Consider the following 16,213-nt stretch of genomic DNA (forward strand, 5'->3'; position numbering starts at 1 on the left):
CATCCGGCTGCCGCCACCTTCTCCCCGCAAGCGGGGAGAAGGCCGAAGCCACAAGCGCCTGCCATCCTCTCTCCCCGCTTGCGGGGAGAGGGTCAGGGTGAGGGGCAATCTTCTGAAACCACGCACTCACTCCGCAGCCTCCAGCACCGGCTTTGCCGCCACCTTGGCCCGTTTCGGCGCACCGACCCGCAGTCTGCGGTCGGACAGCGACACGACACCACCGACCATCATGACGATCGTGCCGTACCAGATGCAGAGGATCCAGGGCTTCCACCAGACCCGCACGACAATGCCGCCATCGGCCATCGGATCGCCCAGCGAGACATAAAGCTGACTGAAGCCGAAGGTGACGATGCCGGCTTCTGTCGTCGGCATCTGGCGGGCCGTATAGAGCCGCTTCGACGACCAGACATCGGCGACTTCGACACCACCCTCGCGGATGGTGAAATGCCCCTGGTCTTCGGTGTAGTTCGGGCCGTTGGCAGCGCGCAGGCCATCAAAGGTGATGACATAGCCACCGGATTCCACCGTCATGCCCGGCTTCATCTCGACCACGGCTTCCGTTTCGAACGTGGTTACAGCCACGACGCCGAGCACCGTGACGCCGACACCGAAATGGCCGAGCGCCGTACCGAAGGCGGAGCGCGGTAGGCCCTTCAACCGAGCCCAAGCCGTGGCGACCGGATGTTTTCCGAAACCGGCGCGATACCAGAGATCGGAGACCGCGCCGCCCATGACGAAGAAAGCGAGTGCGAGACCGCCCACGGCCATCACGGGCCCGCCGTTCTGGGCGTACCAGAGGCCGAGACCGAGAACGAGCGAAAGTGCCGCCGCCACATACAGGCGCTGCAAGGCGCCGAGCAGATCGCCGCGCTTCCAGGCGAGGAACGGCCCAAAGGGTACCGCCAGCAGAAGCGGGATCATCAGAAGCCCGAAGGTGATGTTGAAGAAGGGCGGACCGACCGAGATCTTCTCGCCCGTCAGCGTCTCGAGCAACAACGGATAGAGCGTGCCGATCAGCACCGAGGCGGTGGACACCGTCAGGATCAGGTTGTTGAGGACGAGCGCGCCTTCACGCGAGATCGGCTGGAACAAGCCGCCGGCCTTCAAAAGCGGCGCACGCAGGGCAAAGAGCATGAAGGCGCCGCCGATGAAGATGACGAGAATGCCGAGAATGAAAACACCGCGCGTCGGGTCTGTGGCGAAGGCATGCACCGAAGTCAGAACCCCGGAGCGCACCAGGAAGGTGCCGAGCAGCGACAGCGAGAAGGCGATGATGGCGAGCAGCACCGTCCAGATTTTCAAAGCGTCACGCTTTTCCATCACGAGCGCCGAATGCAGGAGCGCCGTGCCCGCAAGCCAGGGCAGCAACGAGGCGTTTTCAACAGGATCCCAGAACCACCAGCCGCCCCAGCCGAGTTCGTAATAGGCCCAGTAGGAGCCCATGGAGATGCCGGCGGTCAGGAACACCCAGGCAGCCAGCGTCCAGGGCCGTACCCAGCGCGCCCAGGCGGCATCGATGCGACCGTCCATCAGCGCAGCGATCGCGAAAGAGAAGCAGACCGAGAAGCCGACATAGCCGAGATAGAGCAGCGGCGGATGGATCGCGAGGCCAATATCCTGCAGGACCGGATTGAGGTCCTGCCCCTCGGCCGGAATGGGCGAGAGACGGATGAAGGGGTTCGACGTCAGAAGGATGAAGAGCGTGAAGGCGGCGGTGATCCAGGCCTGCACGGCCAGCACATTCGCCCTCAGACGGTCCGGCAGGTTGGTGCCGAAAAAGGCGACCATGGCGCTGAAGAAGGCCAGGATCAGCACCCAGAGCAGCATCGACCCTTCATGGTTCCCCCAGACGCCGGAGATCTTGTAGATCATCGGCTTCAGCGAATGGGAGTTCTCGTAGACGTTCTGGACCGAAAAGTCGGAAACGACGTAGCCGTAGGTCAGAACCGCAAAGGAAAAGCCCACGAGCAGGAAGAGCGCGTAGGTGCCGGTGGTCGCGACCGCCATCATCGCCGCGTCGCCGCGGCGCGCACCGATCACCGGCAGGATGGAGACGACGAGACAGGTGGCAAGCGCCAGAACGAGGGCATAATGGCCAAGCTCGATGATCATTGGATCTTCTCCTTGCCGCTCAGTTGAACCCCTTGCGCCTCCAGACGATCCGCAACGTCCTTCGGCATGTAGTTCTCGTCATGCTTGGCGAGAACGGTATCGGCGACGAACACCTTGCCCATGCCCTCGAAGCGACCTTCGGCGACGACCCCCTGCCCCTCGCGGAAGAGATCGGGGAGGATGCCGGTATAGGTCACGGGCAGCTGGCTCAGGGTGTCGGTTACTGTGAAGGTTACCGTCGAGCCTTCTCCGCGCACCAGCGAACCCGTCTCGACCAGTCCGCCGAGGCGGATGCGGGTGCCCGGCTGGACATCGGATTCGGCAAGATCGTTGGGCACATAGAAATAGGCGATCGACTGGCCAAAGGCGAACATCACCAGAAGCACGGCGGTCAGGATGAAACCCATGCCACCGCCAATCACTGCCAGGCGTTTCTGTTTGCGGGTCATTGGCTCACCTCCTCAACGGACAGGTCGAGTTCCCTCGCCATTGCGAGCAGCTGCTGGCCCTCGGCGCCGTCGGCCGGGAAGGTTTTCAGGCCCTCCTTGAGCGCGGCTTCTGCCCGTTCCTTGTCTTTCAGCATCGCATAGGAGCGGACAAGCCGCATCCAGCCTTCAAAATTATTCGGATCTTCCTTCAGCCGTGCATCGAGGCTCGCCACCATGCCGCGGATCATCTCGCCGCGATCAGCCTCCGACATGGCTCCGGCATTGGCAACGTCCTCGGCCGTCGGGTTGCCCGGGGCTGCCGGGTTCTGAGCCTGAGCTTCGCCTTCCGGCGCAGCCTGTGCCGGCTGTTCGAGAAGCGGCACGCCGGCGCTGTTGGCCGCAATATGCTGATTGACCAGTGGCATCCAGGGGGCCGTCGGCGGCGAGGCCTTGGCGATGTTCTGGAAGGCCGTGAGCGCCTCGGCGCGGCGACCGGACTGCTCGAGCGCCAGCGCCAGATAGAAGTCGGCACGCGGATTGTTGGGTTCGAGCTTCAGCGCCGCCTGGAAGGCCATCTGGGCATCGTCGGTGACGATCCCGTCATTGCGCATGACAACGGTCTCGCCGAGGCCGTTCATACGCTCGGCATCCGGCCCGAGAATGCGGATCGCATTGCGAAAGGCAAGCTCGGCATCGTCATAGCGGCCAATACGAAAATAGACGGGCGCCAGCACGTTCCAGCCGTTCCCGTCTTCCGGTGTGGTCGCGAGATGCCGCTCCACCTTGGCCACCAACAGATCGACATCGTCGCCGGGGTCGGCAATGCGTGCTTCGAGCGGCGCATCGGGTGTGCCCGGGCTGCCGATTTCCAGATAGCCCGCAAGCCCGATCACGGGAAGACAGAGCAGGATGAAGGCTTGCGACCAGGTGTAGCGACGGCGGCCGGAACGCTTCGCCGCGGCATCAGCGGGCTCGTCCCCCTCGCCTTCGCCACCGGCCTTCTCCCGACCTGCGATCGCCAGCAGACGACGGCCGATTTCGGCGCGCGCATAGTCGGCATCTTCGGGAGAAATAAGCCCCCCGGCCTTGTCCCGCTCCAGTTCGCGCAGCTGGTCGCGATAGACCGCCGCCTCGCCTTCGTCATAACGCGTCGCTCGGGCCGAAGCCCGCAGCAAGGGGGACAGCAGGACGACGGCAACAAGGACCGTCAGAAGCGCGGAGATGATCCAGAACAACATGAAACTCAATTACGTCAAGGACAGGTGCTTTCCAACAGCCAAACCTCGCCTGACGGAAAGTTGAGGCGTTTGGCCGCAAGAATTCTCTAAGTTACCATAACCCGCCCAGCCTTGACCCAAGTCAAGTGGGAGGCGCGTTCAAATGATTGAAATCCTCGGGATCAGCAGCCCCGGGTTCGCCTCAGCTCAGCGGCGTCCAGGTGCCGTTCGGGTTGCGGCAGGCAGCGCCGCGGGCTTGGCGTTCACGGCCGTCCGTGAAAACCTTGTGGGTGAACTGGCGGCAGTTCTGCTGGCCGACCTGGTATGGGGCGGCTGCAATGACCTCCCCACGCACCTCGCCGCCTGCCCAGATTACAGGCTGGCCACCGGGGGCAGCCTCAAGCGCGCGATATTCGGCTTCGAGCGCCCGCTGCGTCTGGCTGCGCGAGAGTTCGACGCCAGTCCGGGATACGATGCCCCCCTGCAAGGCAGAAATATAGACCGCGGAATTGGCGATTGCGCTGCGTCCGCCGCCCGAAGTGGTGCAGCCCGCAAGCGCGAGCGACACGAGGCCAGTGGTTGCAAGTATCCCGAAGTGCTTCACACCCATCAGACCGTTCCAAGTCCCGTCGATTTCTGTTGTCGAGGCCGATCGTTTCGCGCGAAGCGGATCGCGGCCTTCGACCGGCTCAAGGCCATCTTATACACCTATGTAATTTCACAGGAAAATCAATCATGCAGTGTCCTTGGTCACAGCTGGTAGGATCAACTGTGCGCGAAGCCCACCGATGCCGGCGCGCGACAGGCCGAAAGAGCCTTGATATTCCCCCGAAATCTCCTTGACGATCGACAGCCCGAGCCCCGTGCCGGGCTTGCTCTCGTCGAGCCTTCGGCCGCGCTTCAGCGCCTCGCCGATCTGGTCGGGGGCAAGCCCCGGCCCGTCATCTTCGACCACCACCTCGATCCAGCCGCGCCGGCCGTCGGTCGTGTCGCCATCACGGGTCGTCATCACGGCCCGGGTGACGACCTTGGTTCGGGCAAAGCGGGAGGCGTTTTCGAGCAGGTTGCCGACAACTTCCTCGACATCCTGCTGCTCCATCGCAAAGGTCAGGTCCGGCGCGACATCGAGTTCAAACACGATATCGGCGTTCAGCTTGCGCATCACCCGCGCCAGCCGCTCCATGACGGGCTGCGCCTCGGTGCGGGCCAGCACGCTGTCGCGCTGGGCTGCGATCCGCGCCCTGTTCAGATAGGAGCTTACCTGCGCCTGCATGGCCTCGGCCTGGGTCGCGATGACTTCGGCCTGGTTCTTCTCCAGGGTCCGCGCCTCGTTCAAAAGGACGGCGATTGGCGTTTTCAGGGAATGGGCGAGATTGCCGACCTGCATGCGGGCCCGCTCGACAATGCGGCGGTTGCTGTCGATCAGCGCGTTGATCTCGTTGGCAAGCGGCTGAACTTCGCTCGGGAAATCACCTTCGATCCGCTCGGCCTCGCCCCGCCGGATTCGTTCCAGCGCCCGGCGCGCGCGGTCGAGCGGTTTCAGGCCATAGAGAATGGCAAGTCCGTTGACGACGAGGCCGCCAATACCAACCACCGCGAGAGCCGCATAAAGACGGCTGGTGAAAAAGGCAATCTCGTCTTCGACCACCTGCAGATTGCCCGACACGCGGAAGCGTGCTGCCCGTCCCTGGTCGTCGAGCACCACTTCGGTTTCGGCAACCCTTATCTGGTTGCCGACATCATCCGTCATTTCGTAATAGCGTTCGTAGTTCTGGTCGAAGGGTGTTGCGTCCACGTCGGGGACGGCCAGGTTTGCGACCCCGAGCGAGGCGGAGGCGAGCGGTGCCGTGGCATAGTTGCCGAGCGGCTCAACCAGCCAATACCAGCCGGTTGCTGGCTGGGAAAACCTGAGATCACCCAGCGCCGGCGAACCGGTCAGGCTGTCGCTATCGCCGATCGAGACCGAGTTGACGACGTTATAGAGCTGGGCGCGCAGGAGATTGTTGAATCCGCGCTCGACACCCTGGCGATAGAGGGCTGAAATCGCTACCGCAATCGTCACCAGGGCCAGCGCCGACCAGAGCGTGGCGAGGATCAGGACGCGCGCGGTGAGCGAGCGGATCCTCATTTCGCCGGGGCTTGGATTCGGTAGCCGAGGCCGCGCACGGTCTCGATCATGTCGACGCCGAGCTTCTTGCGCAGACGGCCGACAAAGACCTCGATCGTGTTGGAATCGCGGTCGAAATCCTGGTCGTAGAGATGCTCGACCAGTTCGGTCCGCGACACGACCTCGCCCATATGGTGCATGAGATAGGACAGAAGCCGGTACTCATGCGAGGTGAGCTTCAGCGTCACGCCTTCGACAGTGGCTTTCGAGCTTTTGGTGTCGAGCCGGACGGGGCCGCAGACGATTTCCGAGGATGCATGGCCTGCCGCACGGCGGATCAGGGCGCGGATACGGGCGAGCACTTCCTCGACATGAAAAGGCTTGGTGACATAGTCATCGGCGCCTGCATCGATGCCGGCCACCTTGTCAGACCAGCGGTCGCGCGCGGTCAAAATCAGTACCGGCATGACCCGGCTTGCGGCGCGCCATTTCTCCAGCACCGTAATGCCGTCCATCTCGGGAAGGCCGATGTCGAGGATGACGGCGTCATAGGGTTCGGTCTCGCCGAGGAAATGGCCTTCCTCGCCGTCAAAGGCCTTGTCGACGACATATCCCGCTTCCTGCAGGGCCTCGACAAGCTGGCGGTTCAGATTGACATCGTCTTCGACGACGAGAATGCGCATGCGTTCACCCCTCGGTGCGGAAAGCTCTTCAATCCCGGAGGCGGGTCACTCGGCGACCCGCATCGTGACCTTGCGCGGCCGTTCGTTGCCATTGCCCGGCACGAGCACGACGATCACGCATTCACCGCCCGATTCGTGCACGGAAAGCAACTGCCCGCCAACTTCGGCGACCACGCGTTCCGCGGCTTGTCTGCAATCCGCCGCCACGGCATCGCCCACCGTCGCCGGCAAAGCCGCCACGGTCACGGCCAATGCGAGGCCCGTGTATTTCATGAAAGATGCCATTGCTGCTTCTTCTTGGATGACGTCCACTTTGGCAAATTATGTACCGCAAGGCGTCTGAATGGCAAATGAATGCGTGGGCTCAGAGTGTGGATCACGGTCGGGAGCCAATCACGACCGCCACGCAGGGGGCAAGACGCAGAGGTCACCTTGTCGGCCCCCTCTCCAACAAAATCTGAGGTTTAGCCCTGATCGGGCTAAGCCCTCGATTTTGTAACCTCTCCCAAAAGGGCAGAGGAGATGATGCGGCCGGCCCCTCCCTTCCTTTCCCTCCATAGTGGGGGAGAAAGCGAAATCGAAGGCTTAGGCGAGCGTAAGCCGCCTAAACTTCAGATTTCGCAAGTGAGGGGATCGGTGCAGTTGGCAACATCGGCCCGCCCTCACCCACCCACGCCCTTCGTCGCCGTCAGCCGCCCGTAGAGCGCGAGCAATCCTCCGACCGTACCGGCAAGCGTCGTCAGTGCATCGGCAATTTCGGCCTGCTCGGCGCCGCCGAGCTCCAGTCCGGCCCTGCCGAGAAGCGGGGCAGCGATCGCAATCAGGGCGCCCCAGACGGTCTTCGACTGGTACCAGGGTTTCATCTCCAGCATGTCATCCTCCTGTTGAATGGTTTTCAATCGACGGGAACCACCGCCTCCAGCGGCAGGCCGGCGGCCAGCCGTCCGAGTTGGCGGATGCGGAGGCCAAGCGCCGTCTGCGCCAGCCCGAAATCTGTCAGTTCATCGGCGACGGCATAGGTCCAGGCGGGCTCGGTCACCTCGGCCACACGAAGCACGGTGCCGCCATCAAGGATCTCCAGCCGGTAGCGCTCCTGCGCCTCGTCGAGCGGCACCTTCCCGTCTGTCCAGGCATCGGCCTCGATGCGGCTGCGCCGGATCCAGCTGATCGAAAGATCGCCCGCGGCCTGCCGCAGCACCTTCGCATGCACAGGCGAAAGCGGCGTCTCCGCCCGCAATCCGCCGGCAAAGACATGCGGGCCCGAAATCTCGGTCACGAGCCCCATCGGCTCGAGGATCCAGTTCTGTGCGGCCCCGCGTTCGGCATTCCCGAGCCCCAGCGGCCGGACCGCTTCGTCGAGAGCCACGACCTCGGCCCCGGCTGCGGCACCAGCCACGACTGCGTCCTCCGTGCCTCCCAGCCCGCGCAAAAGGCCCGTCAGCCGGAAGCGTCCGACCGCAACCTCCTCGGCCTCGACAAAGCCGACGACCTCCCAGCCGCCGGTATTGGCCCGGACCGCGAGCCGGTTCGCGCCGGAGAGAACAGCCATGCGGCTCGCCGAGGCAAAGGCTCCTGCTAGAACCTCGACTACAAGGGCATTCGCCCCATCGAAGCGCCCGACAGGTCCGGGGGCAAGCGGCTCCAGAAGCCGTCCCAGGGTCGCTGGCCGATCCAGCGTCAGCCTGAGCCGATAGCCCTCGGCTTCCGGAGAGCTCGATACCGCAAGCCGCCGCCAGGGACGGCCATATGCCGCAACGCTCGCGTCACCGGCATGGCTTGCACCCTCCAGCCTCGGCAGATCGAGAAATTGCACGACCGGCGCAAAGCCGGCCGCACCGCCACCGTCGACCACCCGTCCGGGTTCAACCACCGGCACGGGTGCGGAGACCTTGCCCGCGAAGGCCCTGAGGGTCAGGCGACGCTCAAAGCCCTCGTCGATGCCCTGCACCAGAAAACGCCCGTCCGGTCCTTCGGGGAAGCGCAGAACGTCTCCGGGCTCGATCGCAATCTCCTGCGGCCCGAGCGCCAGCTGAACCGTGCGCCGCGCCAGCCGGTTGTCACGCAGCCAGCCTTCGGCGGCAGCAAGTGCTGTCTCCTCCGGCATCGCCGCCGGCAGGTCGCGCGCAAGCTGCCGATCGGTCGCGGCCTCCACCTTGCGCGAGCGCACGCTCGCCTCGACATAATCCGCCGCCGGATCATAAAAGGTCACCAGCGCCTCGGAGGCGAAATCGCTGTCATGGCCGCGCGTCTCGCTCCAGAGCGGGCGATCGGCGATGTCGGCGAGGACGGTGATCTCGCGGGCAGCCAGGCTCGCCGTCGGCCGAGTGCGGAATTTCAGCCGCCCGGCGTCCTCGATCACGTCGATCTGGAAGAGGTCGAGCAAGGGCTCGATCAGGTCGCGCGCCGAGGTCAGATCCCCCTTTACATAGCCGCCGAGATCGCCTGCCACTTCCGACACGTCGAAATCGGAAAAGCCATGATCCCTGAGGATCGCCGCAATCGTGTCGGCCAGTGTCGCCGTACCCAGGCGGCCGTTCAACCAATGCCCTGTCCGCCAGTTCGATCCATCTGCCCAGAGCGCCATGTTCTGCGGAAACGCCGGATAGGGCCGCGCGTCCCAGGTCCAGGCATAGACATGCGAAGGATCGACCATATCAGGCGGCAGGAGACTGCCAGCCCAGTGGTCGAGATGCGCCTCCAGAAACCGACGCTGCTGGCTGTCGCTGCGGGCGCCCGCCGAGAAGTGAGGCCTTCCGCTCTCGGCCGACTTGGCATCGACGAAGATGTTCGGCTGGTTCGCTCCCTTGTCGACCGCTCCGCAACCGACTTCGGTCATCCAGAAGGGTTTCATCCCGGGTATCCAGGCCGTCGGGCTCGCCTGCTCGACGCCGCCGATCCGGTTGAAATGGGGGTTCTCCCACCAGGATTTCAGGTCCTTGAACCTGAAGACCCAGGGCTTGCCATAGGCGCCATCGGTGATCGGCGTCCGCACCCGCGCCCGACGGTCTGCCTCGCTGGCATAAAACCAGTCGAACCCCTCGCCCGATGTCAGCGTCCGCGCAAATCCCTCCGCATCGTCGATGCCGGTGAAACTGTCAGGGCTTTCCGCCTCGAGATCCTCGTCGCGCCAGTCGGCGAGCGGCATATAGTTGTCGATGCCGACGGCGGTGACGTGAGGGCTCGCCCAGAGCGGATCGAGATGGAAGAAGACATCGCCCGAGCCATCCGCCGGCTGATGGCCGAAATACTCGGTCCAGTCGGCGCCATAGGAAATCGCCGTCCCGCCGCCGAGCAAACCGCGCACTTCACCGGCGAGCGCCACCAGCGCCTCAACGAAAGGAAAGGCGTTGGCATCGTCGCGCAGGGCGGTCAGCCCGCGCAGTTCCGACCCCAGCAGGAAGGCGTCGACCCCGCCGGCACCGGCGGCAAGCGCCGCATAATGCAGCACGAGACGTCGATACCCGTCACCGCGGTAGACGAAGCTGGAGACCTGCGCCCGCGCCGAGGCCGTCTTGTCGCTTCCGGGAGGATAGGCCGTGATCCGTCCGCGCCAGGGATAGGCCGCCTGCTCGGCCCCGCCATAGGGGTCGGGCAGGCCGTTGCCGGCGGGAATATCCATCAGCACGAAGGGATAGAGCGTCACCTTCAGCCCGCGCGCCTTGATGTCCCTGATCGCCTCGATGACGCTCTCGTCGCTCGGCGAGCCGCCATAGGCCGGACCACCGCTGTGGCGCGACACCACATAGGCATCGCCCCGCGCCAGCCCCGCGACACTCCAGGGCCGGCTCTCCTCGTTGCGGTAGCCGACCTCCACCCCCGGCAGTACCCGGCAGTCACCGGCGCGCAAATCCGTGCCGAACCAGGCCACCACCAGGGCCACGCTTTCGAGATCAGGGCAAAGCGCCTGCAATTCGTCGAGCGAGGCCTGCCAGTCCGTCGCCGCAACAAGCGTGTTGCGGTTCAGCCAGCGTTTCGCGCCCTCGCTCGGCGCATCCGAGATCCTCACCGTCGCATAACCGTGTTCGGTCGCGCCGGGAATCATCGTCACCGCCCGGATCTTCTCTTCCAGCGCCCCGACGGGTCTCATCACCTCGAACTGGATCAGCGGAATGCGGTTGCCGAAATCGTCGAGCGGCAGCCGCTCGAAGACGACATAGGCTAGCCCCCGATAGGCCGGCGCATTGGCCGCCCCCTGCTTCGCCGCAATCAGCGGATCGGCCGGCTGGCTTTCCGATCCGCGATAGACGCGCATCTCGATTTCGGTTGTGTCGAGTTCGCGCCCGTCCGCCCAGACCCGCCGCACGCCCGCGATCGGCCCCTCGCAGAGCCCGAGCGCCAGATTGGCATAGTAGCGATAGGTCGTGGTGCGCGTGCCGCCGGAGGATTTTCCGCCGCTACGCTCGGTCACAGTCTCTTCCTCAAAACGCGTCGCCCAGATCAGCGTGCCGCCCAGCCGCGCAGTGCCGTAGAGCCTCGGAATGACACTGCCTTCGCTGGCGCCTGAAATGCGCGCCGAAGACAGCCGTGCGCCGTTCACTTCGCGGGTGCCAGACAGCAGGCTCCGATCGATCATGCTGCCGGCAAGCGCGCCGGCCGCCTGGCCGATCGCCGCTCCGACCGGACCGAAGACGGAGCCGAGGGCAGCACCCGCCGCCTGCAGAAGAATGGTCGCCATCTTCAGATCCTTTCGGGGAAGCGGTAGATGCCGGCAATCCTGCGCCGCCAGGCCGGCACGAGCGCCGATAGCGTCACCGCCGATTGTTCATAAGCATGGATGAAGGCGTCGGGCGGCGGCTGACTGGGAGCGTATTCCGCCGAAAAGCGCGGCCCGTCGGCGTCCATGTCAAAGCCGCCCCCTTCCGACACCATGCAGGCCAGAATGCCCGCATGTTTCGCCGCCAGATGCGGCCGAAAGCGAAACAGCACGAGATCGCCCGGCCGGCTCTCCGCCAAGGAGGCCACGGCCAGAAAATGCCGCCCGGCCGCCGCGATCAACCGCTCCTCGCCTGCCCGCTCCGCCCAGTCGGGCGCATAGGCCGGCACGGCCTCGGGCTCTTTGCCATAGAGTTCCCGCCAGATCCCGCGAACAAGCCCCAGGCAGTCGCAGCCCACCCCCTTCACCGATCCCTGATGCCGATAGGGCGTGCCGATCCAGGTCCCGGCAATCGCCAGGACGGATGTGTTGACGGACATGGGGAAGCTCCGGAGGGAAGGTGATGACCGGGAAGCGGCGGGTGGGGGGTGAACCGAAGAGAAGCAAGCCAGGCTCACCCCACCCCGGACCTTCGGTCCGACCCTCCCCTCAAGGGGAGGGTTTTTAAGCCCTCACCGATACAACACCCCGCCATCATGGGTGCTATCGCCACTGACATAGGAATAGGCAAAGTCGCTGCCCGGCATGTGCGGAAAGCCACGAAAATTCAGCGGGTTGCCGAAGACTGCTCGACAGGTGGCAAAACTCTTGTCACAGCCGACCGTCAGCGTCACGGCATCCCCTTCGGCCGGCCGCGCCTCCAGCGGCAACCAGAGCCTCAGCGTCATCAGCCCACCCACCACAGCACTGCTCTCCTCGATGGCCAGCCGCTTGCCGGCCAGAGGCTCGTCGTCGAACCTCACATGCCCGAGCCGGAAATGCCCCTCGCCCAGACCCGGTAGGCCAGAGACCGTCAGCCGGTCCCCCGCCAACACCGCCGCAACGACGCCCATAACCCGGCGGTTCGCAACGTCCATGTTCACCCGGCACCTGTCATCGCCGAGATCCGCATCGCAGCGGCGGTTGTAGATCCGCCCCTCCGCCTGCTGCAGGCGATGGGCAAAGCTGCGGAGCTCCGCCGAAAAGCCCGGCCCCGCGCGGCTCACCTCGCCGATTTCCTGCACCGTAACAAGCGCGTGCTGCTCTTCCGGCGCCTGCCAGTTGATCAAAAAACACTCGACCCGCGCCCCGTCAAAGCGCCCGGCTGCGAGATCGGCTTCGGTAATCGCCTCGCTCGAAAATCCGCCCCGCACCTCGGCCCCCGGCGCTGCAAGACCGCTTGCACTACTGGCCTCGGTCGCTGAGAAGCCGGTACCCGGCTCGAACACCGTGCCGGCGAAGTCGAGCCGCTGGTCATGTTCGGTGAACCCGAGCCGAAAACCGTCCCGGCAGGTGACGCGCCAGGCGCGGCACAGCGTCGTCTCGCCGGTCGCAACATGGGTGGCAAGCGCTTCAGGAAGCCTTCTCATGGGATTACCTCGATCAGCGGAATGGAGGGAATGCGCCCGGCCCGAAAGGCTTCGAGATCGATCTCGATCCGGTCGGCGTCGAAACGAACGGGCACGTCATAGTCGAAACCCGCCCGGATCTCCGTTCCCTCTTCCGGCACATGACCGGGTCCAAAGGTGACGACCCCGGTGGCCGCATCGACGGAAAAACCACCCGTCTGCTCCACCCCGTCAAGCGCAACCCGAACCGATCCCGCCACCGGCTTCACCACCGGCCGCCGCTCGACCGCCGCGCCATCGCCATAGGCCTTCACCAGCTGGAAAGCCGCAGTCTCGCCGTCGCCCGCCCCGATCCACTGGTCGAGCGGCGTCACCGCCTCGCCGGACCGTGCCGAGGAGCAATCCACCGGGTCTCGAAAGCGGAAGCCGTGCAACTGCCCGCCGCGCGCCTCGAAGAATTCCAGCACGGCATAGAGATCCGCGACCGAGCGCACTGCGGTGCCGACATCATAGCGGCGCCTGGAAAACCGCCAGCGCCGATTGCGCGCCTCGCGACCATTGGACAAGGACACAATATCCGTCTGCCGCCCCGGCCCGCCGCTCGTGGACAGCGACAGACGCAGCGGAAAACGCTGTTCGTGAAAGGCCATGGAAGGCTCCGTTCGATAAAACTGCGAGAAAGAGAAAAGAGAAATGTCAGACGGGCGCCTGAGCAGTGATCTGCAGGGCTGGTGACCTCTGTCTTTGGCGGCAGCGCACGCGGATAGTCCGGACGGCAGCGCGCCTGGCGCCCCTTGGAAAACCGGCCACGACCATCTACATTGAAAGCGGAAAACATCTACATGGAGCCGTCATGGCCATCAACGTCAACAATCCGGAAGCCGATGCGCTGACGCGGCAGTTTGCGCAGATGGCAGGCGTCGGCATCACCGATGCGATCGTGATCGCCATGAAGGAGGCGATCGAACGGCGCAATCGCGCCGAAACAGCGCTGGAAACGGCCGCGCGCCTCAGGACAAAACACCAGGTAGTGCTGGCGGAGCGGGCCCGGAGCCCCCTTCCCCGCGAGGTCTTCAATGACCTGTGGGACGACAACTGATGTTCGTCGACGCCTGCGCGATCATCGCCCTTCTCTCGGACGAGCCGGAAGCGCAGCGGGTGTCCGATGCGCTCGCGTCGGCCACGCGGCCGTTCACATCCCCGGTCGCGGTCCTCGAAACGGTTCTCGGTCTCGCCCGCCCGGACAAGCTAGACCTTCCGGTGCCTGCGGTTCAGGCTCTGGTGACGGAATTTCTCGAAGCCCGCGGCATCGACATCCGCGATCTGCCGCCAGCCGCAGAGACGGTGCGGCTCTCCTCGGAGGCCGCCCATCGCTTCCGCCAGGGTCGCCACGGCCTGAACCTCGGCGACTGCCTGCATTATGCCTGCGCCAAATTCCACGGCGTCCCGATCATTGCAACCGCCGACGAGTTTCGCGCCACGGATCTGGAGGTCGTTGCCTGAGCACAGGCCGGGCGCCGGATGAGGGGCAAGCCACTCGCTACTCGCTACCCCACTCACATCCCCCGCCGTCCGCGCCCCACGGAGCGCGCCAGCATCGCCGTGATCTGCCCCTCACTTCTGGCAAAACTTGCCGCATCGCTCGCCGTCACCTGGAAATGGATGAACGTGGTTGCAACGCTGCCCTCGGACGCCACCCCGAGCGCGCCGTCCGCACCGCGTTTCAGTGGCAAAATCGCCTCCGCCCCGGCCTCGCCCATCAGCCCGCTCCCACCGGCCATCGGAAAGTAAGTCGGTGCCGCCACGACGCCGCCGTCGGCAAAAGGGGTGACCCGTCCCGGCGCGCCGCCTTGGGCAAAGGCCGTGACCCCGCCCGAAATCGACGATCCGAGCCCGGCGGAGAGACTGCCGATTAGGTTCCCCGCTGCATTGCCAAGCATTGTCTCGAGCGGCTTCAGACCCGAAGCGAGCGCAATATCGGTCAATCGCAGCCCGACCCCGCGCAACACTTCCTCCAGCCCCTTGCCGCCCGTCGTCGCGCCCTTCAACGCCGAGGTCAGCGCCCGGCCAAAACTCGCCGACCGGCTTTCGAGATCGTCGAGCACGGAAAGCGCTGCCGCCGCATCGAGGTCGACTGCGACCGCCAGTGTGTCGTCATCAGTCATGGAAACGTCCTTTTCGTGAAAGGGTCTGACGGCCAGGCAAGAGACATCCGTGATGCCTGGCAGCACTTTCCCCTCACCCTGAGGCGCCCTCGCCCCGTGAGGGCCTCGAAGGGCGAGGGGGTGCAATCTGCAACACACCTCCTCCCCGAAGGGAGAGGCGGTCACGCCGACGCTCAATCTGGAAATTTCTGCATCAGGGTCTCCACCTCCCGCCGCGACAGGCCGGTAGGCTCACCGAAAGCCCCCGCCATCGCCGCCAGCTCCGGCAAGCTCAGCCCCCAGAACACATCAGGAGAAAGCCGCAGGCGGGAGAGACCGAGCGTCATCACCGATCCCCAGGGAAACGGCCGCGCCGCTCGCCCGCCTGCGGCCCTCAAGGGGAGCTGCCGCCCTCGCCTGATCTCAGATCCTGTGCGCCCGGTTCGGCCCCGAAGGTCACGGCCAGCAACTCGCCGACCAGTTTCGCTGCACCCGCCACGCCGCCCTCGACCGCCATCTCGGCGACATCCGTATCGGAAACCCGGTTGCCCCCGCCACGCAATCCGCAGGCGAGGATACGCGTCAGATCGGCGCTCTTCAGCCGTCCGCCGGCGAAGCGTGTCGCGAGATCCGTGAGACTGTCAGCGCCGAAAGCGGTCTCGAGCTCGGCAAGCGCGCCGAGCGTCAGACACAGGATGCGCCGCTCACCGTCGATGACGCCTTCGACCTCGCCGCGATGGCGGTTGGCGCGGTTGACCGTCACCGGCTCGCGCATCTCGCGTTCATAGCCCCGCATGGCCGCCTCACAGCGCCGCGAAGGAAACGGCACCGGCCGATTCCAGCGCGATCTCGAAGGTCACCTCGCCGTCGTGATTGCCGGCATAATCCAGCGCCGTCACCTGAAACGGCGCCGTCACCGTGCCGAGATCCGGGATCACCACCTGATAGGTCAGGATCGAACCGGCAAAGAAGGCCGCCCTTATCAGCGCATCGGAAGCGGCATCCTTGAACAGGCCGGAGCCCGTCAATCCGGCCCGCCTGACACCTGCCCCCTCCAGCAGCTCCCGCCAGCGCCCAGCGCTTTCACTATCGGTCACGTCAACCGATTGCGCATTGAAGGCAAGACGCCTGGCCCTCAAGCCCGCCACCGTCACAAACCCCGCCCCATCCTCGACCTTCAGCAACAGATCCTTGCCCTTCTGCGCACCCATGGCGTCTCTCCTTTGATGATGTCTGTGAATGTTTTCGGGCGAGGCGCCGGCGGCGCTCCCACCTCCCCCTTGAGGGGGGAGGTCGCCGCAGAGCGGCGGGGGGGGGG

Annotated in this window: 18 protein-coding genes; 2 read left to right on the forward strand and 16 right to left on the reverse strand. The window is 65.1% G+C overall.

Annotated features, from left to right (window positions below):
- Positions 1-126: 126 nt before the first annotated feature.
- The 12 genes from IP85_RS19095 to IP85_RS19150 all read right to left on the reverse strand — a co-directional run bounded on the left by IP85_RS19095 (position 127) and on the right by IP85_RS19150 (position 13,401).
- Positions 127-2,115 carry a heme lyase CcmF/NrfE family subunit gene (locus IP85_RS19095; RefSeq protein ID WP_054151264.1) on the reverse strand — a complete coding sequence of 663 codons (1,989 nt, stop codon included), beginning with the start codon at positions 2,113-2,115 and terminating at the stop codon, positions 127-129.
- Positions 2,112-2,564 (reverse strand): cytochrome c maturation protein CcmE, encoded by a 453-nt coding sequence (ccmE, locus tag IP85_RS19100; RefSeq protein ID WP_054151265.1) that lies wholly within the window; start codon positions 2,562-2,564, stop codon positions 2,112-2,114. Before ccmE ends, IP85_RS19095 begins: the two co-directional genes overlap by 4 nt.
- A complete protein-coding gene (gene ccmI / locus IP85_RS19105; protein WP_054151266.1) occupies positions 2,561-3,781 on the reverse strand; it encodes a c-type cytochrome biogenesis protein CcmI in 1,221 nt (406 codons plus the stop codon). Before ccmI ends, ccmE begins: the two co-directional genes overlap by 4 nt.
- Before the next feature lie 181 nt (positions 3,782-3,962).
- The gene (locus tag IP85_RS19110; RefSeq protein ID WP_054151267.1) at positions 3,963-4,370 is read right to left on the reverse strand and encodes a hypothetical protein; all 408 of its coding nucleotides are present in this window, start codon (positions 4,368-4,370) and stop codon (positions 3,963-3,965) included.
- Positions 4,371-4,493: 123 nt separating this feature from the next.
- Positions 4,494-5,888, reverse strand: coding sequence for an ATP-binding protein (locus IP85_RS19115; RefSeq protein WP_054151268.1), 1,395 nt, complete (start codon positions 5,886-5,888; stop codon positions 4,494-4,496).
- A complete protein-coding gene (locus IP85_RS19120; RefSeq protein ID WP_006727294.1) occupies positions 5,885-6,550 on the reverse strand; it encodes a response regulator transcription factor in 666 nt (221 codons plus the stop codon). The genes IP85_RS19115 and IP85_RS19120 overlap by 4 nt, the downstream gene beginning before the upstream one ends.
- A 45-nt stretch (positions 6,551-6,595) precedes the next feature.
- Positions 6,596-6,835: a hypothetical protein gene (locus IP85_RS19125; protein WP_054151269.1), complete on the reverse strand. Its 240-nt coding sequence runs from the start codon at positions 6,833-6,835 to the stop codon at positions 6,596-6,598.
- Between the two features lie 377 nt (positions 6,836-7,212).
- The gene (locus IP85_RS19130) at positions 7,213-7,422 is read right to left on the reverse strand and encodes a hypothetical protein (RefSeq protein WP_054151270.1); all 210 of its coding nucleotides are present in this window, start codon (positions 7,420-7,422) and stop codon (positions 7,213-7,215) included.
- Between the two features lie 23 nt (positions 7,423-7,445).
- Positions 7,446-11,225 carry a glycoside hydrolase TIM-barrel-like domain-containing protein gene (locus IP85_RS19135; protein WP_054151271.1) on the reverse strand — a complete coding sequence of 1,260 codons (3,780 nt, stop codon included), beginning with the start codon at positions 11,223-11,225 and terminating at the stop codon, positions 7,446-7,448.
- Between the two features lie 2 nt (positions 11,226-11,227).
- Positions 11,228-11,743, reverse strand: coding sequence for an NlpC/P60 family protein (locus tag IP85_RS19140; protein ID WP_054151272.1), 516 nt, complete (start codon positions 11,741-11,743; stop codon positions 11,228-11,230).
- A gap of 132 nt (positions 11,744-11,875) precedes the next feature.
- Positions 11,876-12,772, reverse strand: coding sequence for a DUF2163 domain-containing protein (locus tag IP85_RS19145; RefSeq protein ID WP_054151273.1), 897 nt, complete (start codon positions 12,770-12,772; stop codon positions 11,876-11,878).
- A complete protein-coding gene (locus IP85_RS19150; protein WP_054151274.1) occupies positions 12,769-13,401 on the reverse strand; it encodes a DUF2460 domain-containing protein in 633 nt (210 codons plus the stop codon). The genes IP85_RS19145 and IP85_RS19150 overlap by 4 nt, the downstream gene beginning before the upstream one ends.
- A 203-nt stretch (positions 13,402-13,604) precedes the next feature.
- Here IP85_RS19150 and IP85_RS19155 point away from each other — a divergent pair, with 203 nt between their 5' ends.
- Both IP85_RS19155 and IP85_RS19160 read left to right on the forward strand, forming a co-directional pair.
- Positions 13,605-13,850, forward strand: a complete 246-nt coding sequence (locus IP85_RS19155; protein ID WP_054151275.1) for a type II toxin-antitoxin system VapB family antitoxin — start codon at positions 13,605-13,607, stop codon at positions 13,848-13,850.
- Positions 13,850-14,254 carry a type II toxin-antitoxin system VapC family toxin gene (locus IP85_RS19160; protein ID WP_054151276.1) on the forward strand — a complete coding sequence of 135 codons (405 nt, stop codon included), beginning with the start codon at positions 13,850-13,852 and terminating at the stop codon, positions 14,252-14,254. Before IP85_RS19155 ends, IP85_RS19160 begins: the two co-directional genes overlap by 1 nt.
- A 53-nt stretch (positions 14,255-14,307) precedes the next feature.
- On the opposite strand, the gene IP85_RS19165 is transcribed toward IP85_RS19160, so the two are convergent.
- From IP85_RS19165 to IP85_RS19175, 4 genes are all read right to left on the reverse strand, one after another.
- Positions 14,308-14,916 (reverse strand): phage tail tape measure protein, encoded by a 609-nt coding sequence (locus tag IP85_RS19165; protein ID WP_054151278.1) that lies wholly within the window; start codon positions 14,914-14,916, stop codon positions 14,308-14,310.
- A gap of 173 nt (positions 14,917-15,089) precedes the next feature.
- A complete protein-coding gene (locus IP85_RS22060) occupies positions 15,090-15,293 on the reverse strand; it encodes a rcc01693 family protein (protein ID WP_082347826.1) in 204 nt (67 codons plus the stop codon).
- Positions 15,290-15,691: a gene transfer agent family protein gene (locus tag IP85_RS19170; protein WP_156322995.1), complete on the reverse strand. Its 402-nt coding sequence runs from the start codon at positions 15,689-15,691 to the stop codon at positions 15,290-15,292. The genes IP85_RS22060 and IP85_RS19170 overlap by 4 nt, the downstream gene beginning before the upstream one ends.
- A gap of 7 nt (positions 15,692-15,698) precedes the next feature.
- Complete coding sequence (locus IP85_RS19175; protein WP_054151277.1) at positions 15,699-16,106, reverse strand: phage major tail protein, TP901-1 family; 408 nt, start codon at positions 16,104-16,106, stop codon at positions 15,699-15,701.
- Positions 16,107-16,213: the final 107 nt, after the last annotated feature.

It is taken from the genome of Rhizobium sp. AAP116 (genome assembly GCF_001295785.1).
Lineage (GTDB): Bacteria > Pseudomonadota > Alphaproteobacteria > Rhizobiales > Rhizobiaceae > Allorhizobium.